This is a genomic window from Streptomyces sp. SD31, from assembly GCF_052068475.1.
Lineage (GTDB): Bacteria > Actinomycetota > Actinomycetes > Streptomycetales > Streptomycetaceae > Streptomyces.
Genome location: NZ_JBQHCX010000009.1, coordinates 215,894 through 240,645 on the forward strand (window position 1 = coordinate 215,894; position 24,752 = coordinate 240,645).

The 24,752-nt window shown below is 69.0% G+C and carries 20 protein-coding genes and 1 pseudogene; 18 read left to right on the forward strand and 3 right to left on the reverse strand.

Going from position 1 to position 24,752, the window contains the following annotated elements; genetic code table 11:
* The first annotated feature begins 104 nt into the window (after positions 1–104).
* From ACTMVF_RS21070 to ACTMVF_RS21080, 3 genes are all read left to right on the forward strand, one after another.
* Positions 105–1,718 (forward strand): beta-N-acetylhexosaminidase, encoded by a 1,614-nt coding sequence (locus ACTMVF_RS21070; protein WP_441272807.1) that lies wholly within the window; start codon positions 105–107, stop codon positions 1,716–1,718.
* A 94-nt stretch (positions 1,719–1,812) separates the two neighbouring features.
* Positions 1,813–2,316: a hypothetical protein gene (locus tag ACTMVF_RS21075; RefSeq protein ID WP_441272621.1), complete on the forward strand. Its 504-nt coding sequence runs from the start codon at positions 1,813–1,815 to the stop codon at positions 2,314–2,316.
* A 117-nt stretch (positions 2,317–2,433) separates the two neighbouring features.
* Positions 2,434–3,045, forward strand: a complete 612-nt coding sequence (locus tag ACTMVF_RS21080; RefSeq protein ID WP_441272622.1) for a hypothetical protein — start codon at positions 2,434–2,436, stop codon at positions 3,043–3,045.
* Between the two features lie 16 nt (positions 3,046–3,061).
* Here ACTMVF_RS21080 and ACTMVF_RS21085 read toward each other — a convergent pair whose 3' ends face one another.
* Complete coding sequence (locus ACTMVF_RS21085; protein ID WP_441272623.1) at positions 3,062–3,550, reverse strand: DUF1877 family protein; 489 nt, start codon at positions 3,548–3,550, stop codon at positions 3,062–3,064.
* 191 nt (positions 3,551–3,741) lie between these two features.
* Here ACTMVF_RS21085 and ACTMVF_RS21090 point away from each other — a divergent pair, with 191 nt between their 5' ends.
* The gene (locus tag ACTMVF_RS21090) at positions 3,742–4,137 is read left to right on the forward strand and encodes a hypothetical protein (protein WP_441272624.1); all 396 of its coding nucleotides are present in this window, start codon (positions 3,742–3,744) and stop codon (positions 4,135–4,137) included.
* A gap of 92 nt (positions 4,138–4,229) precedes the next feature.
* Here ACTMVF_RS21090 and ACTMVF_RS21095 read toward each other — a convergent pair whose 3' ends face one another.
* Complete coding sequence (locus tag ACTMVF_RS21095) at positions 4,230–6,878, reverse strand: FG-GAP-like repeat-containing protein (RefSeq protein WP_441272625.1); 2,649 nt, start codon at positions 6,876–6,878, stop codon at positions 4,230–4,232.
* Between the two features lie 290 nt (positions 6,879–7,168).
* Complete coding sequence (locus ACTMVF_RS21100; protein ID WP_441272626.1) at positions 7,169–8,056, reverse strand: septum formation family protein; 888 nt, start codon at positions 8,054–8,056, stop codon at positions 7,169–7,171.
* Positions 8,057–8,317: 261 nt separating this feature from the next.
* Between ACTMVF_RS21100 and ACTMVF_RS21105 the strand changes: the two genes are divergently transcribed.
* From ACTMVF_RS21105 to ACTMVF_RS21170, 14 genes and pseudogenes are all read left to right on the forward strand, one after another.
* Positions 8,318–8,935 (forward strand): RNA polymerase sigma factor, encoded by a 618-nt coding sequence (locus tag ACTMVF_RS21105; RefSeq protein ID WP_441272627.1) that lies wholly within the window; start codon positions 8,318–8,320, stop codon positions 8,933–8,935.
* Between the two features lie 305 nt (positions 8,936–9,240).
* Positions 9,241–10,083: a hypothetical protein gene (locus tag ACTMVF_RS21110; protein ID WP_441272628.1), complete on the forward strand. Its 843-nt coding sequence runs from the start codon at positions 9,241–9,243 to the stop codon at positions 10,081–10,083.
* A gap of 49 nt (positions 10,084–10,132) precedes the next feature.
* Positions 10,133–10,440: pseudogene (locus ACTMVF_RS21115) on the forward strand (transposase family protein); the annotation flags it as partial.
* A gap of 501 nt (positions 10,441–10,941) precedes the next feature.
* Entirely contained in the window at positions 10,942–12,165 is a 1,224-nt protein-coding gene (locus ACTMVF_RS21120; protein ID WP_441272629.1) for an argininosuccinate synthase, read from the forward strand.
* Positions 12,162–13,181 carry an ornithine carbamoyltransferase gene (locus ACTMVF_RS21125; RefSeq protein ID WP_441272630.1) on the forward strand — a complete coding sequence of 340 codons (1,020 nt, stop codon included), beginning with the start codon at positions 12,162–12,164 and terminating at the stop codon, positions 13,179–13,181. The genes ACTMVF_RS21120 and ACTMVF_RS21125 overlap by 4 nt, the downstream gene beginning before the upstream one ends.
* Positions 13,178–14,602, forward strand: coding sequence for an argininosuccinate lyase (gene argH, locus ACTMVF_RS21130; RefSeq protein WP_441272631.1), 1,425 nt, complete (start codon positions 13,178–13,180; stop codon positions 14,600–14,602). The genes ACTMVF_RS21125 and argH (ACTMVF_RS21130) overlap by 4 nt, the downstream gene beginning before the upstream one ends.
* Positions 14,599–15,381, forward strand: a complete 783-nt coding sequence (locus ACTMVF_RS21135; protein WP_441272632.1) for a phytanoyl-CoA dioxygenase family protein — start codon at positions 14,599–14,601, stop codon at positions 15,379–15,381. The genes argH (ACTMVF_RS21130) and ACTMVF_RS21135 overlap by 4 nt, the downstream gene beginning before the upstream one ends.
* Before the next feature lie 80 nt (positions 15,382–15,461).
* Positions 15,462–16,640 carry an ATP-grasp domain-containing protein gene (locus ACTMVF_RS21140; protein WP_441272633.1) on the forward strand — a complete coding sequence of 393 codons (1,179 nt, stop codon included), beginning with the start codon at positions 15,462–15,464 and terminating at the stop codon, positions 16,638–16,640.
* A gap of 82 nt (positions 16,641–16,722) precedes the next feature.
* Entirely contained in the window at positions 16,723–17,883 is a 1,161-nt protein-coding gene (locus tag ACTMVF_RS21145) for an ATP-grasp domain-containing protein (RefSeq protein ID WP_441272634.1), read from the forward strand.
* Positions 17,884–17,958: 75 nt separating this feature from the next.
* Positions 17,959–19,374, forward strand: coding sequence for an argininosuccinate lyase (gene argH / locus ACTMVF_RS21150; RefSeq protein ID WP_441272635.1), 1,416 nt, complete (start codon positions 17,959–17,961; stop codon positions 19,372–19,374).
* The gene (locus tag ACTMVF_RS21155) at positions 19,371–20,564 is read left to right on the forward strand and encodes an MFS transporter (RefSeq protein WP_441272636.1); all 1,194 of its coding nucleotides are present in this window, start codon (positions 19,371–19,373) and stop codon (positions 20,562–20,564) included. The genes argH (ACTMVF_RS21150) and ACTMVF_RS21155 overlap by 4 nt, the downstream gene beginning before the upstream one ends.
* Positions 20,565–20,614: 50 nt before the next feature.
* Positions 20,615–21,544, forward strand: coding sequence for a fatty acid desaturase family protein (locus tag ACTMVF_RS21160; protein WP_441272637.1), 930 nt, complete (start codon positions 20,615–20,617; stop codon positions 21,542–21,544).
* Between the two features lie 126 nt (positions 21,545–21,670).
* Positions 21,671–22,975, forward strand: coding sequence for an ATP-grasp domain-containing protein (locus ACTMVF_RS21165; RefSeq protein ID WP_441272638.1), 1,305 nt, complete (start codon positions 21,671–21,673; stop codon positions 22,973–22,975).
* Complete coding sequence (locus ACTMVF_RS21170) at positions 22,968–24,278, forward strand: MFS transporter (RefSeq protein WP_441272639.1); 1,311 nt, start codon at positions 22,968–22,970, stop codon at positions 24,276–24,278. The genes ACTMVF_RS21165 and ACTMVF_RS21170 overlap by 8 nt, the downstream gene beginning before the upstream one ends.
* Positions 24,279–24,752: the final 474 nt, after the last annotated feature.

The window sequence follows — 24,752 nt, forward strand, 5'->3', positions numbered from 1 at the left end:
TGTGGTGGACGTCTCAGGGTGATCACAGGGCCTAGGTTGGCGCCGTGAGCCAGCACAAGCACAGGCGCCGGGCACCGGCGAAGAGGGCCCTGAAGCAGACGTGGGTGCTGATCGTCGCGGTGGTCGTCGTGACGGTCGCGGCCGGGGTGAGCCTCGGGCTCCTGGCCACCGGCGACGACGGAGGGCCGGCCGGGTCGCAGCAGGGGCGGTCGGCAGCGGGCACCTCCGAGGCCGCTTCGCCCTCCGCGCCGAGGGAGAAGACGAGTCCGACTCCGACGCCCACCCGGTCGTACCCGCTCTCGAAGGCCCCCCGCACCATCCCGGCCGTGACCTCCCACACCGCCGCCCGCGGGCCCGGCTGGCGTCCGGCGCGTGGGGAGCGTGTCGTCGTGAGCGACGCGGAGCTCGCCGACGAAGGGCGGCTCGTCGCCGGTGAGCTGGGGCTGACGTACGCCGGTGAGAAGGAGGACGTGCGGGCCGGGGATCTGCGGCTGGCGCTGAACGACGACGAGGGCGCGGACCCGGAGTCGTACACCATGACCGTGCGCGGTGGGCGGGTGACCATCAGCGGGCCGGGGGAGGCGGGGGTCTTCTACGGGACCCGGACGCTCAAGCAGGAGGTCCAGGGTGGGGGTACGGCGCCGGAGGGGGTCGTGCGGGACGAGCCCGCCAAGCCGGTGCGCGGGTTCATGCTCGACATCGCGCGCAAGCACTTCACCGCGGACTGGATCGAGGACCGGGTGCGGGAGCTGGGGGACCTGAAGTTCAACCAGCTGGGGCTGCACTTCTCCGACGACCAGGGGTTTCGGATCGCGTCCGATTCGCATCCCGAGGTCGTGTCACAGCAGCATCTGACCAAGGCGCAGGTCAGGAAGATCGTCGACCTGGCGGCCAGTCGGCACATCACCGTCGTGCCCGAGATCGACTCGCCCGGGCATCTGGGGGCGGTCATCGCCGCGCATCCGGAGCTGCAGCTGCGGAACGTGTCGGGCATCGCCACGCGCGGGGCGATCGACATCTCCAACCCCGACTCCGCGGCGATCGTCGACGACCTGCTCAACGAGTACGTCGATCTCTTTCCCGGCGGTCAGTGGCATCTCGGCGGGGACGAGTACCAGGCGCTGACCGTGTCCAACCCCGAGGTCACCTACCCGCAGCTCGCCGCCGCCGCGCGGGAGGCCTACGGCTCCGGCGGCACCGTCGCCGACCTGACCACCGGCTGGCTCAACGACCGCGCCGACACGGTTCGCGCCCACGACCGGACTCCGCGCGCCTGGAACGACGGGTTCTTCCGGAACACGTCCGTCCAGCCGGACAAGGAGATCCAGGTCGCGTACTGGACCGGCAAGGAGATCGGTGCGCGGCTGCCCGTGGAGTATCTGAAGGCCGGGCGCGAGCTGATCAACTACAACGACGAGTTCCTGTACTACGTGCTCGGGCAGCCGCAGACCTTCGTCTATCCCACGGGCGAGCGGATCTACGAGCAGTGGACGCCGCGAGTGGTGCGGGGGACGGCGGCCGTGCCGGCCGGCTACGACGACCAGATCCTGGGCGGGTCCTTCGCGGTGTGGTGCGATCTGTCGAACGCGCAGACCCAGGCGCAGGTCGCGGCCGGGATCCGGATGCCGCTGCGGGCGACGGCGCAGAAGCTGTGGGACGCGGGGAAGCCGGAGCTGTCCTGGGCGCAGTTCAGGGCGCTCGCGGACCGGTTGAGCTGAGCTGAGCTGTGGATTTGGCCCATACGGCTGCGAACCCCCGTACGACTGTGGTGTATTCGGCCGGAGCCGAACCGAGCAGCCAGGGGGAACCGGGATGGGCTACTGGGGGTACTTCGTCGTCGGCCGCGGGGAGCGGTCGCTGGCGGAGCTGGACGCGCTGGCCGGCGCCGAGGGCATGACCCTGCGCGAGCGGGCGCCGGGCGGATGGCAGGTGTGGGAGTACCCGAGCGGGGACGGGGAGGTCGGGAACATGAACGCCCTGGCCCGCGAGACCGGGGCGCCCGCGCTCTTCGGGTACGTCATGGACAGTGACTGCGTGGTCGTGGAGGCGGCGGCTCCGGAGAGCGGGGCGTGGACGACCTGTCTGGGGCGGGCCGCCATGGCCGGGTACCTCGGCGCCGGGGACGAGGGGCTCACGGTCGAGGACTACTTCCTCGAACCCGCTGACGCCGCCGAGCGGGCCGTCGCCTGGGCCGCCGAGGCCGGGCACGAGGTGAACGCCGAGTCACTGATCGACGTACTCACCGCTGAAGCGGACCCTTTGGCCGAAAACCTCTTCTTCCGACTGCTCGACCGGCTCGGCGTCGTGCTCCTGTGACACTCACGGGCCGTTGCACGCAGTAAGGGGAAGTGCGGGCTCCGTTAGGGAAGGAGCCTTCCAGGGGCCTGTGCGGGGACCCCGACCCTCATGACTGACCCGCTTAGGGAGGCGTGGATGAGCCTGGTGGAACTGATCGCTCAGGCCGACGAACGCGGACTGGCCGCCAGCGGGTTGGCTTGTTTGGATCGGTGTGTGCCCCTGCTGGGCGGTGACGACGAGGTGTTGCGGCCGCTGTGGGCGAACCTCGCGAACGGCGGGGACCCTGCGGCGTGGGGAGAACTGCTGGACCAGGTGCGCGCCAAGCTGGGCGTCGCGGAGGTCGTGGACGACGAGGACGTAGAGGACGAGGCCGCGCTGCTCGCCCGGCGGATGCTGGCCGCCGCCCCGGCCGTACGGTCCGCTCCCGAGGCGCGGATATGGGCCGACGCCTGCTCGGTCGCCTCGCTGCAGATCCACCGGCTGCTCGACCCGGCGGCGGACGACGCGTCCTCGGCCGCTGCCGTGCCTCAGGCGCTCCACTCCGTTCGCGCGGGCGGGGCTCCCGTCGAGGGCCGTGCGCAGGGCATGTCGCCGCTCGTCGCCGCCGAACTGCGCTGCCAGGTGAACGTCCTGGAGCTCCTCGCCCAGCACGGTGCGGGCGGGCTGCGCCGGGCGCTGGAGGTGTCCACTCAGGGGCGGCGCGTGCTGCGGGCGGTCGTGTCGCGGAGGGCCCGGGGGAGGGGCTGACCTCCTGGGGCGGCCGTCAGCTCATCAGCCACTTCACCACCGCGTCGCCGTAGTCGGCCGTCCGCGCGTAGAAGTCGGTCAGGTCGCGGTGGGTCGCCGCGAAGAGGCCGCGCATCTCGGGTTCCGCGTCCGGCGCGCCGTACGGCCGCAGCAGCCGCATGCGCGCCTGCCGCCACAGGTCGTCGAAGTCGGCCGCCCTGAGGTACTCGGCGACCCCGGTCACCTGGGACGCGGTGAGCAGGAGGAACGGGGGCAGCGGGGAGTCGGTGTGGAACACCGGGCGGCCGCCCAGCACCACATGGGTGCGAGGGCCTTCCGGTGCGTGGTTCGGGGGGATGCCGCAGTAGAGGAGCTCGACCTCGCCGTACTGCTTGTCGAGCACCTCCTCGCGATGCCGGCCGATCCGGTCCCGCACGGTGTCCCAGTCGTCCTCGAACAGGCGCTGGAACCAGGTCGCGCTGTTGCGCAGCGCCGAGGGCGGTACCGCGCGGAGGTGGAAGTACATGCTCATCACTGAGTGGAGCGCACGGAGGCGGCGAGGCGTCACTCTCGCGTCAACTCGGACTGCCACGTAAACCTGGTTCCCTGGGGGAGTCCTGTGTCCGTGCTGGGGTGGAGGTGCGGTGGTCCTGCACCGGTCCCGGGCAGCCCTCGGATCCGGGTGACGAAACGCTGTTCGGACACGCTCTCCAGAATGTGACGACTCAGCAGGAAACCAGGCCCTCAGCCGCGACGAAGCCCGTGCGGTGGGCGGCGGACGCGGTGGCGACCATGCGCGAGGGGGCGCGGCTGCGGCTCGACTACTCGGCGCAGAGCCTGTGGCGGGTCGACCGGATGATCGAGGGGCTGCGCGGTGAACGGACGCCGTATGCCGCCGTGGAGAACGTGCTGCGCGGTCTCGGTGCGTACGCCGGTGAGGTGATCGCCCGCCAGACGGGCGCCGAGTGGTGGACGTCGGGCGGCGACTTCTGGGTCCGCACGCCCGACGGACGGCTGTGGGACCCGATCGACGAGGCACGGCGGTGCTTCGCGGGCGACGGGTCGCTTCGGTTGCTGTGCCGGGACGCGACGCGTGGGGAGTCGCGGCCGTAACCCTGTGACATGACTCGGCCGGGACCCCGTGAATGGGGCGGGGTCCCGGCCGGGTCAGGTGGTCCTCGACGGCTTACGAGGCTCTCGACGGGTTACGGCGTCAGCGTCTGGCCCAGGTGGGCGTCCGTCGGGGTGCCCAGGGTGGTCCTGCTGTAGATGACCGCCTGCGAGTAGCCGAGGCCCGTGCTGTTGCTCGGGAGGTACAGCAGGATGCCGTCCGTGCCGTCCTCGCCCTCGGCGCCGAACGTCAGATCCGCGCGGCCGTAGCCCGACAGGTCCGTCAGCGACACCGACGAGCCGAACAGGTCGCCGGACTCCGCCGCGCCGACGACGCCGGACGTGTCCTGCGAGACCAGGACCGAGCCCGTGCCGGTCAGGCCGGAGGCCGTGCCCTTGACCAGGATCGCGTCGCCCGCGTTGGACTGGTTCACACCGCTGCGGGGGAAGTCCTCGCCGGGGGCGCCGGCGAGGGCGTCCGCGTAGCCGTCGGCGTTGTAGTCGCCGACCGAGACGGAGGCGCCGAAGTTGTCGCCGGACTCGTTGCCGCCGGGGACGTTCGTCGTGTCCTGGTGGATCGTCGTCATGCCGGTGGTGGTGAAGCCGGTGGACGTGCCGGGGACCATGGTGATCTGGCCGCCGGACCTGCCGCCCGACTCGGACGCCACCGGCTGGCCGATGACGATGTCGTCGTAGCCGTTGCCGTTGACGTCGCCCGCGGCGAGGGAGCGGCCGCCCTTCACGGAGATCACGCCGGCCTTGGTGAGGCCGGTCGCCGAACCCGCGAAGCGGACCACGCGTCCGATGCCGCCGGTGTCGCGGTAGTTGAGGGCGACGTCCACGTAGCCGTCCCGGTTGAAGTCGCCGGTCGCGGCGTCCAGGTAGGCCACCGCACCCGTGGCGGAGGTCAGCGTGCCGGTCGCGGTCGCGCCGCCGGTCAGCCGGGCGTTCCAGTTGCCGCCCTTGCCGGTGCCGGCCGCGAACACGTCCGCCTTGCCGTCGCCGTTGAAGTCGCCGACCGCCACCGTGGAGCCGAGCTTGGCGCCGGTCGCCGTGACGCTGCCCGAGGTGGTGTACGTGAAGCCGGAGTTGAGGCCGGGGCCGTACAGCACGGTGACCGAACCCCGGTCCGCGTGGCCGCTGGTGTCGTCCTCGCCGGGCGCGCCGATCGCGAGGTCGGCGTAGCCGTCGCCGTTGACGTCGCCCCAGGCCGTCGAGGCGCCGAAGTTGTCGCCGGACTCGTGGGAGCCGGGGACGCCGGTGCTGTTCTGCGTGATCGTCCGCTTCGAGGCGGTGACCGGGCCGTCGATGCCGCCCGGGACGACGGTGAGGGTGCCGCCGTTGCTCAGCGCGCGGGGCGTGCCGGTGACCAGGTCGGTGATGCCGTCACGGTTGAAGTCCGAGGTCGCCAGGGCGTGCGAGATGCCCGGGGTCTTGGCGACCTGGGCGATCCGGCTGAGCTTGGGATAGAGACCGGCGCCGGGGCAGGCAGTGGCGTTGGTGTCCTTGTGGCCGAAGACCCGCGGCAGCGTGACCGACGTGCCCTTCGGGATCCTGTTGCCGCTGTAGCCCTGCTCCACGCCGGATGTCAGCGTCACCTTGCCGGTCGGGTCGATGCCGTACATCCCGAACTTCCACGCGATGATCCGCGAGATCGCGTCCAGGCCGGCGCGGCTGGGCGTGGCCTTCTCGAAGTTGCCGATGAACGAGATGCCGACCGTGTCGGTGTTGAACCCGGCGTCGTGCGCGCCGATCACCGGCAGGTCCATGCCGCCGCTGCGGCCTTCGAATATCTGGCCGCACTTGTCGACGACGAAGTTGTAGCCCAGGTCGAAGTAGCCCTGGCTGATGTGCGCCTGCTGGATGGTGCGCAGCCGGGCCGCGGACTCGGCGCAGGACAGGCCGTTGTCGCTGTCGATGCCGGTGTGGTGGATGACGGCGGCCTTGATCTCGGTGCCGTACTCCGGCGTGCCGTCGTAGTCCGTCGACGCGCCCCACCCGGCCTGCGTGATGATCGGCGGCTTGACGACCGTCGACGGCCGGGGCGCGGGGATGGTGGAGGTCGGGGTGGGGGAGGCGGTCGGGGACGCGGATCCGGTGGGCGTCCCGGTGACCGTCGGGGAGTCCGTGGGCGTGGGGGCGTTCGTGGGGTCCGGGGTGCCGGTGGGCGTGGCCGAGTCGGTCGGCGTGACCGTTTCGGTGGGCGTGGCCGGATCCGTCGGCGCCGGGGTCTCGGTCGCCGGCGCCGTGGTCCCCTCCGCCGCGAAGGCGGCCGGCTGCATCGTGCTCTTCGGGTCCGTGCCGGGGTCGAGCAGCTTGACGTCCATGCCGCTCGGCTGGCCGCTCGCCTCGGTGCCGTCCGCGTTCACGAGGCGCACCTCGATGCCGTCGGAGTCACCGGTCCACACCGACTCCGTACCGCCGCGAAGGGCGGCCCGCGCGCCTTCGGCGCCGTCTGCCTGGCTCGGTTCGAGTGCGACCTTCTGCCAGCCCGACCACTTGCCGCTCTCGAGGTCCCGGGTGCGCACCTCGGGCGTGCCCTTGGCCTCCGCCTCATGGTCGTTCCAGGTCAGCACGACCGCGCTGAAGCGGTCGGTGTCCTGCTTGGCCAGGCCCCGGCGGCCCGAGCCGCGGTCCTCGAGCTTGAGCGTGTGGACGGACGGCTTGCGGCCGTCCCGCTTGGCGTCGGCCGGCGCGGACGGATCCGCCATCGCGTATGTCACGACGCCGGCACCGCTCAGCACGACGGCTCCCACCGTCAGCCACGCACGTCTCTTCAGACTGAGCGGTTTGTACGCATGGGTCCTGCGAGGACTCAACTGCCCCACCCCTAGGAAATGGTCACGGTCGCCTCACCTGTCACACAGGTGGCACCTACAGACAGCGCACACGCCGTTCGAACTGTCACTCCCTGACACGGGCGCCCTGAGACGGGGTCGACTGTCGCGCCGCCGCCGTTGACCTGCGGGGTGTCCTGGCCACGAGCAGCGGGGCCGGGTCCTCGGCGGACACGGCCCCGCTGGTCCGACGGGCGTCAGGCCGCCCAGACCTCGGCCTCGTCGGCCGGGACGGTGGTGGCCAGGCCCAGCTCCTTACGGGCGGCGACCGCCTTGTTCGGGTCGATGCCGGTGAAGGCCGGGTCGTAGGCGATGTAGAAGGCGTCGGCGTCGGCGGCGTTCGCGGCCGCCTTCCAGTGCCCGGCCGTCTTCGTCAGCTGCGCGCGCAGCTTGCCGACCTCCGTGCCTTCGATGCCCTTCAGACCCTCGAGGTGGGCGTCGAGGGCGGTCGCGACGGCCTTGGCCTGCGCCTTGTAGGCGGCCAGGTCCTCCTCGACGTCCTTCTCGGACTGGTGGGCCCACAGGGCGTCGTAGACCGCGTTCGAACCCTTCAGATACGTGCTCTGCTCGGACTTGTAGGACTTCGCGTCGGCGTCCAACGAGCCGGTGAACTTGCCCGATTCCTTGGTGTAGCTGCAGCTCACGGCGCGGTCACCCGTCGCCCAACTGTCCTTGGTCGGGGTGTAGTAGAAGAGGGCGACCCCCTTGGGAAGCGCCCAGGTGTCCGGGGCGAACTTCCCCGCCTCGACCGGGCACCGCTCGTCGGCGATGGCCGAGACCGCGTCGTCGCCGGGGTACGAGGAGCCTTCGTCGATCTTGAAATCGCCGACGGCCTGACCCGTGTGCGCCTCGGTGCAGGGCACGATCTCGACGAGGATCTCCGTGCCCTCGCCCTTGGTGTTGGGGTTGTAGCAGTCCCCGGTCTCCAGCGAGAACACCGACCGCTGGCGGGCCACCTTCTTGGCGCCGTCCTTGGCGCTGTCGACGGCGTCCGATACGTCCGAACACCCCGCCGCGCCGATCGCGAGCAGGGCGACGGCGGCAGCTATGCCACGAAGGGGGCGATGGGACCTAAAGGTCGACATGGCGTGTACATCCTCTTATGTGATCTTTATGGGGCGGGCGCATCGTATGCCATTTCTGTGGCACGGCTGTGCGAAGGCCGTCGCCTCCCTCATGGCGTCTCTGACTCCCGATGGGCCGCGAGGGTTGTATCCCGGCCGCGTCGGACGCGCCCTGTGACACTTCTGGGAGGCGGGGCGCTGATCACCGTGGAGGGACGTGGGCAAGGTGGCCATGCCGCGAGGTGCGGATTCGCCGCGAACCGGTACGGACGAGGACAGTTCTTGCGCCAAGGAGGGGAACCCCGCCGCGTGCACGCGCACGACGGGGAGTTGGGCGCGGCCGTCGCGCGGGCTCAGGAAGGTGACGAGGCCGCCTTCGCGGTCGTGTACCGGCTGGTGCAGCCAGGGCTGCTCGGGTACCTGCGTGGCCTGGTCGGGGACGACGCCGAGGACGTGGCGTCCGACGCCTGGCTGGAGATCGCCCGGGACCTCGGGCGGTTCAAGGGCGACGGCGCCGGGTTCCGGGGTTGGAGCGCGACCATCGCCCGGCACCGGGCGCTGGATCATCTGCGCCGGCTGAAGGTACGGCCCCGGTCGTCGGCCCTGGAACAGGACGTACTGGAACTGCCCGGCGCGCACAGCACGTACGACCAGGCGCTGGAGTCGATCTCCACGGAGCGCGCCCTGGAGCTGGTCCGCGGGCTGCCGCGGGATCAGGCCGAGGCCGTGCTGCTGCGGGTGGTCGTCGGCCTCGACGCCCCCGCCGCGGCACGCGTCCTCGGCAAGCGCCCGGGCGCGGTCCGCACGGCCGCGTACCGGGGGCTGAAGCGTCTGGCCAAGCAGCTGGGCGCCGAAGGTGTGACGGATGACGGCCCCCGGACGCTGGGGGAATCGAAATGAACAGTGCGTGTGAGGGCGACAGCCGGGGCGGAACATCGGCGCCTCGATGAGGCGAAGCGGTGTGGGCGGTGAGTCGTACGGGCGTGGGAGACGTACAGGCTCTACGAGCTCGTGAGTCACAGCTGTCACAGAGGCTGCGTAGATCGGGTACGTCATGTACGTCACGTGCGTCACGGGCGTCATGTGCGTCACGCAGGCCGCATACGGATCAGGTCGGACAGGTCGGACAGGAACAGGACATGGACATGGGTGAACGGCAGAGCGGCGGTGGGTCCACCGGCCGTCGGCGTGTGCACCCTGACGGCATGGCTTCCGGGCATGCGTCCGGTCACGCGCCCGCTCACACGTCCGGCCCGACCATGATGCTCGACGACGCCGCGTTGGAGGCGCTGCTCTCCGCCGCCGTACTGCGCGGACACCGTGTGGACGACGAGGGTGAGCAGCGGGCCGTTGCCGCGTTCCGCGCGGCCAGGGACGCGGGGGTCCACCGGGCGGCGCGCAGCCGGCGCCGGGACGACTGGCGGCCCCGTGAGCAACGGCGCTTCGCGCGCTCGGTGAAGACGATGCTCTCCCTGTTCGTCGCGAGCCTCGCCCTGGGCGGCGTGGCGTTCGCTGCGATCGGCTCGTCCGGTCCCTCGGACGCCCCCGCAGAGGACAAGGGCAGGCCCACCCCGTCGAACAGTGCTCCCGGTCTGCCGGCCACCGAGCCGTCCTCCGCCGCGCCCGGCGCCGCCTCCGCTAAGCCCGGCCATCCGGCCACCGCCCAGGACACCGAGGCCAAGTGCCGCGCCTACGTGCAGCTCGAGGAGCACGGCAAGGCCCTGGACTCGACGGCCTGGCAGCGGCTCGTCACGGCAGCGGGCGGCGAGGACAAGGTGGCCGCGTACTGCGCCGAGCGACTGGCGGCGGCGAAGAGCGAGCCGACCAAGAAGGCCGACGGAGCCGGCGTCGGCTCCGACGCCACTGGCAACGGCCGGGCTCCGAGCGCTCAGGCTCCGAGCGCTCAGGCACCGAGCGACCAGGTCCCCAGCGACAAGAGCACGTCCGGGAACGGCGCCGGGAAGGCTGAGGACGGGGAGAACGGCGAGAAGGCCGAAAGCGCCGAGAACGCCGAGAACGCCGAGAACGCCGAGAAGCGAGCAGGCTGAGCAGGTCTGGAAACAGGACTGAAGTCCTCAGACCGACCGCCGCGTCACGGACGGCACACCGCTCTGGTTCTCGAGGGCGACGCCGGGGACGGACCCACGACCTGACCGCAGCTCGCGCCCACGGCATCGTCCAAGCCTGCCTGGCCCGGCAGATCCTCATCCTGGCCGACCGCGCCTACCCAGGCGCCGGCGCCACCATCCGCACCCACTGCTACGGACACCGCGAACTGCCCGAGCACTACCGGCAGTACAACCGCGACCACGCCCGTCCACGCGCACCCGGCGAACGCGCCTTCGCACAGCTCAAGTTCCCTCCGTGCCGTCTACACCCTCCTGATCTGCACAAACGCAGGATGAAAGAAGCTCATTGAGAAACCGTGCGCTGGTGTCAGATCGAAGCGGTTCGCCCATGCCCTCAACTGATGGACCATTCCGCCTACTTGCGCGCAATCGACTCGAATTTCTCACATGATGAGATGATTTTCTGGGAGCCTTGCTGCCTCAAGATCATTCATCCATCCTGTTGCTGCGGTGAGTTCATCCGAGGCTCAACAGACCGGCCGTGGCGTGGAGTTCGACCAGTCCTCGTCACGGGGGGCGACATCCGGCTTCGGGAAGGTGACCACTGCCTGTTGGCCTGGGCTGACTGGCGGGTCTGTGCAACGGGGGCGGCGGGGGAAATCGAAGACCACGACAGTTTCTTGCTTTTCGTTCCACGCAACGGCTGCAGCCCGACGGGTTTCTCAGCGAGATACCGATAGAGCGCCATGACGGCCGAAACGCTGCCCGCAACCATACCGGCGTGACCGACACCGCCGACGCCCCGCTATCAAATGCGCTGAGGGAGATTTTTCAGGTATGAGCAAGCCACGCAAGATTGTCCTGGCGTTCTCAGGGGGACTCGACACCTCGGTCATTCTCAAATGGCTGCAGATCGAGTACGGGGCCGAAATTGTCACGTTCACCGCTGACCTCGGCCAGGGCGAGGAGCTGGAAATCGCCAGGGAAAGGGCCCTGGCGCTTGGCGTCAAGCCTGAGAACATTTACATCGAGGACCTTCGGCACGAACTGGTTCGGGACTACGCCTTCCCGATGTACCGCGGAAACGCCGCGTACGAGTGGAACTACCTGATGGGAACGCCCATCGCCCGGCCGCTCGTCGCGAAGCGGCAGATAGAGATCGCGCGTGAGGTGGGCGCCGACGCGGTGGCGCATGGCGCGACCGGCAAGGGCAATGACCAACTGCGCTTCGAGCTGGCCTACTACGCCCTGGCCCCGGACATCCAGGTGATCGCGCCATGGCGGGAATGGGACATGGCCGGGCGTGCCCAGCTGATCGAGTTCGCCGACCGGCACGACATCCCCGTCGCCAAGGACAAGCGCGGTGAGGCGCCGTACTCGGCGGACTCCAACATGCTGCACATCTCGTGCGAAGGAAAGTCGCTCGAGGACCCCTGGCTCACGCCCGAGGACGACGCCTGGGTCCGCACCAAGTCCCCGGAGGAGGCCCCCGACCGGCCCACCACGATCGAGGTGGAGTTCGCGAAAGGCGACCCCGTCGCGATCGACGGCGAGGCGCTGGACCCGGTGTCCCTGCTCACCCGCCTGAACGAGCTCGGTGCGGAGAACGGGATCGGCAGGATCGACATCGTCGACACCCGGTACGTCGGTATGAAGTGCCGTGGGCTGTTCGAAACCCCTGGCGGAACCATCTGGCTGCACGCGCACCGCGCCATCGAGTCGATCACGCTCGACCGAGGAGAGGCGCATCTCAAGGACGAGCTGATGCCGCGCTATGCGGAACTGATCTACAACGGCTACTGGTTCGCCCCGGAGCGCGAAATGCTCCAGGCGCTCATCGACAAGAGCCAGGAGCGCGTCACGGGCACCGTACGCCTCAAGCTCTACAAGGGGAACGTGATCGTCGAGGGCCGAAAGAGCCCGAACTCCCTCTACAGCGAGGATCTGGTCACCTTCGAAGCAGGCGGCGGGTATCGGCAGAGCGACGCGACCGGGTTCATTCGCCTCAATGCCCTGCGCCTGCGCCAGCTGGGCAACGTGGTCCAGGGAGGCATCGCGTGACCCGGAAGCAGTTGCTGACGATCGACGACCTCACGGCATCCGATGTCCTCGACGTCATCGCGGTCGCCGACTCGCTGGAAGAGCACAAACAGCGCTTCGGTCACCTTCCCGCCCTGCTGCGCGGGAAATGCATGGGCATGATCTTCGATGAGACGTCGCTGCGCACGCGGACCGCGTTCGAGCGGGCAATCGGCGATCTCGGCGGCCAGGCGATCCACTACAACGGCGCGGAAGCACGCGTCGGGCGCCATGCCGCGAAGACCGAGCACCTGCCCGACTTCGTGAATGTCGCGGGCCGGTTCAACGACGTGCTCCTGAGCCGCATCTACGATTTCGCGGCCCAGGAACAGATCTGCGAGCTGTCCCCGGTTCCGTTCATCAACGGGATGTGCGACAAGCACCACCCGACGCAGGCGCTCTGCGACTTCCTGACCGTGAAGCGGCATTTCGGCGCCGTGGAGGGAATCAACATCGCCTTCGTCGGGGACGGAACGAACATCGCCCTGTCGCTGGCGCAGACCGCCGCCAAGGTCGGTGCGCAGTTCACCTGCGCGACGCCGGAGGACATGGCGCTGCCGGCGGACCAGACCGATCACCTGGCTGGATTCACGGCCACCGCCGACCCGCAGGTCGCCGTCAAGGACGCGCAGGTGGTGGTCGCCGACGCCTGGATCCCGATGAACAAGGCCGACGAGGCGGACCTGCGCCGTGAGCAGCTGGCGCCCTACCGCGTCACGCCCGAACTCATGGCTCAGGCCCGTACGGACGCGATCTTCCTCCACAACCTGCCCGCGTACCGGGGCGACGAGGTGGTGCCCGAAGTCATCGACGGACCGCAGTCGATGATCTACCCGGAAGCCGTCGCGCGGCTGCACATCGCCAGGGCGCTGCTGCTGTTCTGCCTCCGTCCGGACTGGGCCGACCTCGCGGCAGCCGCGAACGCCGGCGCCCCCGAGGAGTTCGACCGCCGGCTGGACGAGATCGCGCGGCGCCCGGCCGGGCGGGTCCTGTCGTGACCCTCGACCAGCGGTCCACGGCCGCGGAGCGTATGGCGGCGATCGGCACAACCGCGCACTACGACCGGCGACTTGCCCTGTACGACATCGCCGCTTCTCACGCGCACGTCACGATGCTGCTGAAGCAGCAGATCGTTCCGCCGGACGCGGCGGCCGGGCTGCACCGAGGCTTGGAGGAGCTCAAGGAGCAGATCCGGTCGGGAGCCGAGCCGCTCGACCCGGACGCCGAGGACGTGCACACGGCGGTAGAGGAGTACTTGGAGGCACGGCTCGGTGCCGACGCCGGATGGCTGGCGACCGCGCGTGCTCGCAACGATCTCGCCGTGACCGCGCTGCGGCTCTGGATCCGCGACCAGGTGACCGAACTGGGCACGAGAATCCTGGCCTTGGCGGAGGCGTTGCTCGCACAGGGCGAAAGGCACGCTGCGACCGTCATGCCCGGATTCTCCCATCTGCAGATCGCGCAGCCGCTGAGCTTCGGCCATGTGTGCCTTGCCTATGCGGAGACGTTTCTGCGTGACGTCGAGCGGATGTGCTTCGTACGCGCGCTGCAGGACGAGTGCCCGATGGGATCCGGGGCACTGGCCGGCACCGGCTTTCCCATCGACCGGGACATCGTGGCGCGGAGCCTGGGGTTCGGCCGACCGACGGCCAACTCCCTGGAGAGCGTCGGAGACCGGGGATTCGCGCTCGACTTCCTGAGCGCCGGTGCGTCCGTCGCCCTCGACCTCTCGCGATTCGGCGCGGAGATCGTCTTCTGGTCGTCCCAGCCTGTCGGACTGATCTCGCTGCCCGACGAACTGGTCAGTTCGTCGTCGGCCCTGCCGCACAAGCGCAACCCGGACGCGGCGGAGCTGGTGCGCGGCAAGGCCGGCAGAGTCATGGGCAACCTCCACGCGCTGCAGGCCGTGGTCAAGGGGCTGCCGCTGAGCTACTTCCGGGATCTTCAGGAGGACAAGGAGCCGCTGTTCGACACCGCGGACACTCTGGCGCTGTCCCTGGACGCCGCGATCTCACTCGCCACTCTGATGCAGCCGAACGTCGACGCGATGCGCAAAGCCGCTGACGTCGACTTCGTCACCTCCAGCGATCTGGCGGACTGGCTGACGCGCGAGCGGCGGATCCCCTTCCGGGAAGCCCACCATCTCGTGACGAAGATGGTGCGCCTCTCCGGCGAACAGGGCTGCTCGCTCGGCGCTCTGTCGCTGGAGTCACGGCGCGGGATCGACCCGCGCCTGGCCTTCCCCGAATGGCCGGACTTCACCGTCGAGGCGTCGGTCGCCGCGCGCGACAGCCAGGGAGGAACAGCGCCGAGCCGTGTGCTCGAGGCGGCCGCTCAACTGCGGTCACGAATCGCCGAGTTCAAGGCACGTCTCTCGGACCGGAGAGACACAGAAAACGAAGCGGGGGACAAGCGATGACTTCTGTCGCGGATCTGGCGGAGAAGACGGAGCAGTACTGGAAAGACGGCTACACGGTCCTTCCCGGCCTGTACGGGAGCGACGAGATCGCTGCCTTCCGGAGCGAATGCGAGCGCCTCTGGAACCTGGACGGGTTGGATGACGACCTCAACCTGCGCACGGAGTTCCGGCGTGGACCGGACGGTACGTACGCCTTCGATCGCCTCGACCCGGTCCTCGACATATCGCCGAAGCTGACGGAGGCCGCCACGAGTCCCGCGCTGATGGATGCGCTGGCGACCATACTCGGCGGCTCCGCGGAACTCCTCAAGTGCAAGTTGATCCGCAAGGAACCGGGCGTCAACGGCTATGCCACCCACCAGGACTTCCTGTACTGGAAGTGGCTCGACACGGACCCGGACCTGCTGTGCACCGTGGTCGTCAATCTGTACCCCAGCGATGAGCGCTCCGGTGGTATCGCGTTCTATCGCGGCAGTCATCAGCAGCTGATTCCCGGCCCCCCGGAGAACCCCGAAGGCGACTGCGACCCGAATCAACTGGACGCGTCCAGCATTCAGGTCCCGGCACTGGAAGCCGGTGACGTACTGGTATTCCACTCGCTGACCCCGCACTTCAGCGGCCGGAACGACAGCGAAGTACCCAGGACCGTACTGCTACCGTCATACAGCGTCACCGACGATTCGAGGCTCTACCAAAAGTATTACAAGCGGGAGATCGTGCGACGCTGCAAGGAAATGGTGGGGTTCGAGCGGTACTTCGCACGCAACGAGAACCTCTGAGGGGCACCGCCTTTCCAAGGGGCTTGCTTCGTGAACGACTTCCCGCTCGACGGGGCCAACGGGTCTGAAGGTACGTGAACATGCATATTCTGTTGCTCCACCCGGTCGCGCAATGGTCGCTGGGCCGCGTTGCCGCGGTCTGCGACCGCGAGGGCTGGCGGCTGACCATCGTGACGATCGAGAGCTCGACTGTCGGCGCCCATGTCACGACGTTGCACGAGTGGATCAGAGTGCCGGCGTTGTCGGACTCCGCCGAGGAACTGCTCTCGCAGATCGGGTCGCGACGGTTCGACGCGGTGGTCGCCGGCAACGAGTTCGCGGTGATCGCGGCTGACGTGCTGGCGCGGGAACTGGGCCTGTACCACAACGACATCGCCAGGATTCGCGCCTCCCGGAACAAGGCGCTCATGCGGCAGATGTTCGAGGAGTACGACGTGCCACAGCCGCGGACGATCGCCGAATTCTCCTCGGTCGAGGAGAGCCGGGCGTTCGACTGGGCGGGAGTGGCCTTCCCCGTGATCGTCAAGCCCGTCGACATGGCCATGAGCCTCTTCGTGCGCAAGTGCGACTCGCAGGACGAGGTCGAGGAAACGCTGGCGAAGATGTCGAGTTTCAAGAAGTCACGACTGACCAACTACGCGTTCAGCGCGGACGCGCTCGTCGAGGAGTTCGTGGACGGGCCCGAGTTCAGCCTTGAGTGCGTCGTGCGGGACGGGAAGGTCGTAGCGCACTCGGTGACGCAGAAGTTCGTGTCACCGCTTCCGGCGTGCTACGAGATCGGCCACATCTCGGGCGTCGACATGCCGCAGGAGCATCGGCGTGAACTGCTCGAGGTGACCGAGCGCATCGCCTCGAGCTGGGCCATGGCTCAGGGCGTGATGCATGTGGAGTTCAAGATGACTTCCGAGCGCATCAGCATCATCGAGGCCGCCGCCCGACCGGCGGGGGACCATGTTCCGGAGCTGGTCGAGCTCCAGCAGGGGCTGCCGCTCGAGGAGGCGTACCTGTACGCACGAGCCGGCCTGAGCTGGCAGCCGGGCGAACGTGAACCGCAGGACACATGGCACGGGATCCGCTTCCACTACGACGAGCGCTCCGAGGTGCCTCGGCCCGCGACCGTCGAAGTGGTGCAGGCCCACGACGATGCGGACGGAGTCGTTCCGGGTGCGGAGCCCTTCTCGGTGAACCGGCGTACCGGATTCTCCATGTTGCGCAGCAAGTCGCTGGACGACCTGGGCGATTACATCCGCTCGACGTGAGTTCCGTCCGGGCACGCGGACATCGGTATCGGCGAGGGGGTGAAGGGCATTGAACATGGCACATCGAAAGCAGGTCGTCATCGTGGGCGGCGGCCCCGGGCTGTGCGACCGTGTACGTCTGCTCGGTGCGGACATCACGCTGGTGGACACACCGGCGGGCTACGACGCCGAGCTGGTCTCGATCGCACGGCGCACTGTTCTGACCGAGTACGACGATCCCTCGCTGATACCGCTGTTGCGGGAAATCCACCGTGAGACTCCGTTCACCGCGGTGCTGTCGCTCACGGAGAAGGGACTGCTGCCCGCGGCACGAATCACGGCGGCACTCGGGATTCGGGGCCTTTCACCGGAAGTGGTCGGCCGCACGCGGGACAAGTTCGCCATGCGTGCCTGGTTGCGCGAAAAGGCGTTCTCCGCCACGCCGTCCGCGGTCGTGCGGGAGGTCGACGACATCCGGGATTTCGCGGCCGAGCACGGCTACCCGGTGATCGTGAAGCCACGGCATGGTCTGGGAAGCGAGCATGTGTCGTGCTTCCGCCAGGCCGATGACGTGGTCATGCCGCCTGCGATCGCCGACGAGTACATCGCCGAGCCGTTCCTCCAAGGTGCGGAATTCTCGGTCGAGGCATTCAGTTGCGCCGGCGATCACCACGTGCTGGCGATCACGGGCAAGTTCACCCAGGACGACGACCCGGAGAACCCCTTCGTGGAGGTCGGCCACGTCGTACCGGCGCCGGTCGAACCGGATGTCTCGGCGGCCATCGGGACATACGTCTCCGATTTCCTCGACGTCATGGGAATCACCGATGGTTGCACCCATACGGAGGTGCGCATGACGCCTTCGGGGCCGGAGGTCATCGAGACGCACACCCGAGTGGGCGGAGACTCGATTCCGACACTGGTCAGGCAGGCGACCGGACACGATCTGATCGATCTTCTGGTCCAGTGGTCCCTGGACCGGATCAGGCCCCGGGAACCGGCACCCACGGTTGCCGGAGCCGCTGCGATCCGCTTCTTCGCGCCGCCGCCGGGGAGGGTCGCCGGCATCAGCGGGGTACAGCGGTGGCAAGGGCTGCCCGGTGTTCTCAAGTTCCACCTTCCACTGAAGGTCGGGGACCGGATCCCCCGGATTCAGGACTCCCACACGCGGGTCGGCTATGTGCTGACCACAGCGTCGACCGCTGCACAGGCGATCGAAATATGCCGGGAGGTCGTCGCGGGGGTCCAGATCGACGTCAGGTAGTGTGCCGCAGGTTTTGCCGGCACTGTTTTCTCTCTTCTTTTTTTCTCTCTTCTTTTCGGAAAGGCGGCGCAGAAAGTGCACGACGAGGCGAGCAAGAGCAGCGGGTTGATCCGGGGTCGTTTCGGTGAGGGCATGTCCGAGGTGATGGAGCAGATCAACGCCTCCATCGGGTTCGACCAGCGGATGGCCATGCAGGACATCGACGGCTCGGTCGCCCACGTCACGATGCTCTGCGAGCGGGACATCATCTCCCAGGCGGACGCCACGGCGATCAAGGACGGCCTGGAGGTGATCCGGGGCGAAATCACCTCCGGGAACTTCACGTTCTCGGTGGAACTCGAAGACATTCACATGAACATCGAGTCCCGGCTTCGGGAGCTGATCGGCCCCGCGGCCGGGCGACTGCACACGGCCCGCAGCCGCAATGACCAGGTCGCCACCAGCTTCCGTCTCTGGGTGCGTGACGCGAACGACCGTGCGCTGCTTCTGGTTCAGCACCTCATCGAGGTCCTGGTCGAGCAGGCCGCGCAGAACACGGCGACCATCATGCCCGGCTACACGCATCTGCAGAGCGCGCAGCCGGTGTCGTTCGGCCACCACCTGATGGCGTACGTCGAGATGTTCGGGCGCGACCACGGTCGGCTGCGGGACTCGCGCGAGCGCATGAACGAGTCCCCGCTCGGGGCGGCCGCGCTTGCCGGTACCTCGTTCCCCATCGACCGCGACCGCACCGCCGAACTCCTGGGCTACGCACGGCCGATGCGCAACTCCCTGGACGCTGTCTCGGACCGTGACTTCGCGCTGGAGTACCTCTCCGCCGCCTCCATGTGCATGACGCATCTGTCGCGCCTGGCCGACGAGATCGTGCTGTGGATGTCGCCGCAGTTCAGCTTCGTGGAGCTCTCCGACGCCTGGACGACCGGCTCCTCCATCATGCCGCAGAAGCGGAACCCGGACGCCGCCGAACTGGTCCGGGGCAAGGTCGGCCGTGTGCACGGCTCGCTGTTCGGGCTTCTGACGGTCATGAAGGCGCTGCCGCTGACGTTCTCCAAGGACATGCAGGAGGACAAGGAGCGGACGTTCGACGGCGCGGACACCTTCGAGCTCTGTCTGAAGGCCATGATCGGCATGGTCGGCGACATGAAGGCACGCGTGAAGGAGATGCGGGCCGCGGCCGGCGCCGCCCACGCGACGGCGACCGACCTGGCCGACTGGCTGACGCGTGAGCTGGGCATGCCGTTCCGGGAGGCCCATCACATCACCGGCCGGCTCGTGCGGCTGGCGGACGAACACGACTGCAGCCTGGACGAGTTGTCGCTCGAGGACATGCAGAAGGTCGACGCTCGAATCAACGCGGACGTGTTCGCGGTTCTCGGGGTGGAGGACTCGGTGAACTCGCGCCGCAGCCTCGGCGGGACGTCACCGGAGTGTGTGTCGCAGCAGGTCGAGGAGTGGCGGGCGCGCATCAAGCAGTTGCACGTCACCTCATGACCTACCGCGAGATCTTCGGGATCCGTGAGTTCCGGGCCCTGTTCGTGGCTCGTCTGTTCGCGATGACCGGTGTCGTGTTCTCCAGCCTGGCGCTCGGCACCGTGATGTACCACGAGACGAGGTCGCCGTTCCTCACGGCGATCTCGCTCTTCGGTGGGCCGCTCGTGCAACTCGTCGCCGGACGCTACCTGTTGGCCTCCTCGGATCTGCTGCGTCCACGCACCGCGGTGGTCCTCATGGCGGGCGTCTCGACGACGACAGCCGCGTTACAGGCGCTGCCCGGCCTGAACTGGTGGATGCGGTTCCTGATTCTCGCGGGCGGTTACGCGGCGATGGCGGCCACGTCGGGCGCCGTCATCGCGCTGTTGTCGGACATCGTGCCGAAGGAGTCCTTCGTACTGGCGCGGGCCACGATGAACGTCACGGTCGGGGGCACGCAGATCATCGGCAACGGCGTGGGCGCCGTGCTGCTTCTCGTGGTGTCCCCGTCGTGGCTGTTCGGTATCGCGGCGCTGGGCGGCGTCACCGCCGGCGTCACGGCGAGGCTCGGGCTGCCGAACCGCCCGCCCCGTGCCCAGGGGAAGGTCGTCGAGCGCAGCCGCCGCATCAACCGCGAACTGCTCACGTCGCCCGTCATCCGGCCGCTCTACCTGATGATGTGGGTGCCGGGCGGCCTGATCGTGGGATGCGAGGCGCTGTTCATCCCGTACGCCAGGGACCACGCCGGATACCTGCTCGCAGCCGGCGCGGCCGGCATGCTCGCCGGCGACATCCTGGTCGGACGCTTCACACCGGAGGCCCCGCGCGACCGGCTGATCGTGCCGCTGAGCGCGCTGCTGGCCGTGCCGTTCCTGGTGTTCCCGCTGTCGCCGCCGGTGCCGGTCGCGGCGGCACTGGTCGGTTTGTCCGCCTTCGGCAACGCGGCGTTGCTGCCCTTGCAGGAGCGGCTGGTGGGCGAGACCCGCGAAGACGTGCGCGGCCAGGCGTTCGGCCTGTCCAGCACCGGCCTGATGGTGGGTCAGGCACTGGGCGCGGCGCTGGCCGGCGGCATCGCCCAACTGCTGGCCGGCGCACGGTCGGTGGGCTGGGCGATGAACGCGATGGCCATGCTGTCGCTCATGTTCACCGCTCTGCTGAGCAAGGGGCTGCGGCGGTCGGCGCCCCGAGAGGCCTGCGTACTGCGGCCCTGACCAAACCAACGCAAGCAGGATCACTGAATTAACAGGGGGTATGGATTCTGATGTCTCAAAACACGCTTTCTCCGCAATTGCTGTTTCAGCGGGCCGCTGTTCGTGGCAAGGATGAGGCGGTATTTACAGGGAAAATATGCGTCCTTGTCATATTGGTTGCGACCGGGGTTTTGCTTTCCGTCCAGTCTTCGTACGTCGTCGCCGCGGTCGGTGTAGTGATACTGGCCGCGGCGTATACCCACGCGGTGGAACTGCAGCACCAGTGCCTGCACCATTCAGCGTTTCGCAGCTCGCGAATGCACCGTATTGTCGGTGTGCCGCTGGGCACGCCGATGCTGGTGTCGTACAGCCACTACCGAGTGCGTCATCTGCAGCACCACCGCTATCTGGGCACACCGCAGGACACGGAGTTCTTCGGCTTCGACACCCGCAAGCCGCTGACGCTGGGCGCCCTGGCCAAGGGGCTGTTCGACGTGTCGCGCCTCGTGGCTGTGGCGCGTGACATCGCCCAGTGCGTGCCAGGCCGCTGGCAGTACGACATGGGGCAGATCGCACCGAAGAGCCGTAAGGCGATCATTGGCGAGTACCGGTGGTTCGGCATCTTCATCGCGCTGCTCGCCACTGCCTGCGTCATGGGCGAAGGGTCGCTCGTCGTGCGCCTGTGGCTTCTTCCCTTCATCGTGGCCATGCCGATGCACTTCCTGGTGGAACTGCCCGAGCACGTCCTGTGCGACACCTCCAGCGTCGATGTGTTGCGCAATACCCGGTCGATAACGGGCAGTTGGTTGACGACGTGGTTCACCAACGGAAACAACCTGCACATCGAGCATCACGCCGCGATGAATGTCCCGATCAACCGGCTCCGTGAACGGCACGCCGACACGCGGGAATTCGGGTTGCATGTGCAGCGTACGTACTTCGAATTCTTCACGATTGTCATGCGAGAGGTGTGGAAGAACAGGAAGACGGCGGACCGATGAGTCGGGGCAGTCGCACAGCGCCAGGTAGTCGAATGAGGCCGAACTCCCGTCCTCACGTGCACAGGCCGGGACGTCCGCGAACCCATCCGCACCCGCTCCGGTGCAGACCCCGATAGGAGACGTCAGATGACGACCGTCACCGGCAACCCCGCCGAACGAGTCACGCATGTCCTGGTCGGCTACGGCGCCTTCATCATGGCCGAACTCGACCGTCTGCTGCCCGAGGCGAGCGTCCTGATCCTGGAGGAGCCCCACGTCATCGACGCGCGGAACATCCGCACGGCGGCGTCCCAGTACCGCTGCGTCGCCGAGGTGCGCGCCGCTCCCACCCAGGACGAGCTCAACGCCGGGGACCTCGCGCGCACCGTGGTCCGCCCGCCACGGGTGCGCGCCGTGCTCCCCGCGGTCGAGTACGGAGTGGTCGCCGCCGCCGTCCTGGCGGATGCCTGGGGCCTGCCCGGCGGGGGCGTCCGAGCGGCACGGATCCTGCGTGACAAGCGGGAACTGCGGCGCACTGCCGCCGCCCACGCTCTGGCCCAGCCCGCGTTCGCCGAGGCCACCGGCCCCGCGGACGTACAGGCACTGCGCGCACGGCATGGTGGCGAATGCGTCCTCAAGCCGGCCAACCGCCAGGCGAGCCTCGGCGTGGTGCTGCTCGGACCCGACGACGACGCAGAGGCTGCTTGGCACCACACCGTCACAGCGGACGAGCCCCGCCTGCGTGTGAACTACCCGGACGCGGCCCGGTACTTGGTCGAGGAGCGGCTGCACGGGCCCGAGGTCAGCGTGGAGGCGCTCGTCCATCAGGGCACCATCGGCTTCCTCAACATCACCGCCAAGGATGTCCTGCCCGGCCGCCACCCGGTCGAACTCGGCCACACCGTGCCCGCGCCCCCCGGTGAGGCGGAAGACACCCTGCGCACCGCAATGGCCGGCCTGGTCGACGCCCTCGGCTTCGCCACCGGCATCCTGCACGCCGAGTGGGTGCTGACACGCGGCCGTCCTCACCTGATCGAGTGCGCCGGCCGCCTCCCCGGAGACCGTATCCACTCCCTCATCGACCTCGCCTACGGCGGTGACGGCATCCTCGCCGACCTTCTCGCTCTCATGGCGGGTGAGGGCCCGGTCCCGGCTCGCACCGCCCGGCGCGGCGCCGCCATCACCTTCCTGCCGACGCCTGCCGCGCAGGGATCGGACACGGTGGTCCACTCCGTCACCGGCACGGACAAGGCCGAGCAACTGGACGGCGTCGAGGAAGTGTCGGTGTCCGCCGTCCCGGGGAGCGCCGTCGTGGCGACCACCAGTTCCTGGCAGCGTGCCGGATACGTCATCGCCACCGGTACCGGGCCGACGGAGGCCGCCCGGACGGCACGCGCCGCCGCCTCGCTCATCACCGTCACAGCCGGTGCCCCGGCGGCGACCCATGACTGACCCCCCTACCCGCACGGGCCGATGGAGCGTCCGCATCCCCCGCCCGTCCCTCCGTGACTATCTGCCCGGCAATCCGGCCGGGCGGCTCTTCGCGCTCTCCACGCTGATGAGTTCCTTCGGCACCGGTCTGTTCCTCGCCGGCGCCACGGTCTTCTTCACCACCGCGGCCGGACTCACCCACGTGCAGCTCGGCGTCGGCCTCGGCATCGCCGCGTTCGTCGGCCTGGTCGCCACCATCCCGCTCGGGGCACTCGCCGACCGGGCCGGAGCGCGGACCGTTCTCGTCGGTGCCCTGCTCTGGCGGGCGATCTGCTTTGCCGCGCTCGCGTTCGTCCAGGGGCCCGTCGCCTTTACCGTCGCCGCGTCCTGCCAGGCCGCCGCCCAGAACGCCACCGGGCCCCTCACCCAGGCGCTGGTCGGGGGCATCGCCGGCGAGGGTGACCGGACCCGGATGATGGCCGTCGTACGCACCGTACGGAACGTCGGCTTCTCCCTCGGCGCGCTCGCGGCCACCCCGCTGCTCCTGGTCGACGACCTATGGGTCAACCGCGGTGTCCTGATCGGCAACGCGGTGGCCTTCGTGGTCGCCGCCCTGCTGATGGTCCGCCTGCGCACGCCCGCACCGGCGGGGGCCGCCACGTTCCGCAACCCGTTCACCGCGTTCCGGGCCGTCGGTGACTGGCGCTACCTGGCGCTGGCCGGGCTCAACTCCGTCCTCACGCTCCACATGACCCTGCTGGCTGTGGGGCTGCCCTTGTGGGTCACCGGACGCGACGGGGCTCCCGAGGCCCTCGTCCCGGCACTCGTCTTCGTCAACACGGTGCTCGCCGTGGTGCTCCAGGTGCCCTTCGCCAAGGGGGTGACCGACCCGCGTGCCGGAGTCCGGGCGCTACGCAGAGCCGGGCTGGCCCTCGCCGGCTGCGCCGTCGTGCTGGCCGCTCCCGGGGACACGGCCGTGTCGCTGACCGTCGTCGCCGCGCTGGCTGCCTGCGTGCTGCTGACCGCGGGTGAGCTGTGGCAGGCGGCCGGGGCCTGGGAACTTTCCTATACCTACGCCCCCGATGACCGCAGGAACGTCTACCTCTCCGTGTTCAGCCTCGGTTTCGCGGTACAGGACATGGCGGGCCCCCTCCTGATCGCCGGCGTGGTCCTTGCCCAGGGCCCCGCGGGCTGGCTGGGCCTGGCGGCCCTGTTCGCCGCCGCGTCGCTGCTGCCGGGCGTCGTGGTCCGCCGACTGGAGAGGTCCAAGGCCCGCGGGGCCACGGCTTCGGCCACGGCTCCGGCCACGGTTTCGGATACATGACGAGGGCGTCGTTTCGCAGGCTCATGTGCCCTGGATGTGCCCTCGCGCCCGCTTCACCGGAGGGCGCCCTGTCCCGTCGACGGGCTGGTGCCGGGCGGGGCCGTCGGCGATCCTTTCGGCCGCAGCCCATGGTGATGACGTGGTCCTACGCCTGGACGGCCTCGACGGTCAGGACTCTGCTCGGCCTCGGAGATGTCGGTGGTCACGTGGGTCACGAATGTCGTGCATCGCCCCAGGTCGGACCCCTGAACCACGGAGACGGCCGGGGCCGCCACCCCCCACAGGAGAGGCCCCGGCCGTCGCGCGGCACGGGCCGCGCGGCGGCCCGTACTTTCTACAGCGTCATGACTGCGTTTTCTGTCACACCCGGACGAAGACATCACGGTGTCCCGGGTAGTTGCATGTTGTACGGACATGGACGAGCGGCTCTTTCAGGCCGTAACGTGCCTTTCGCGCCGGACGCGGAGGGTGTAT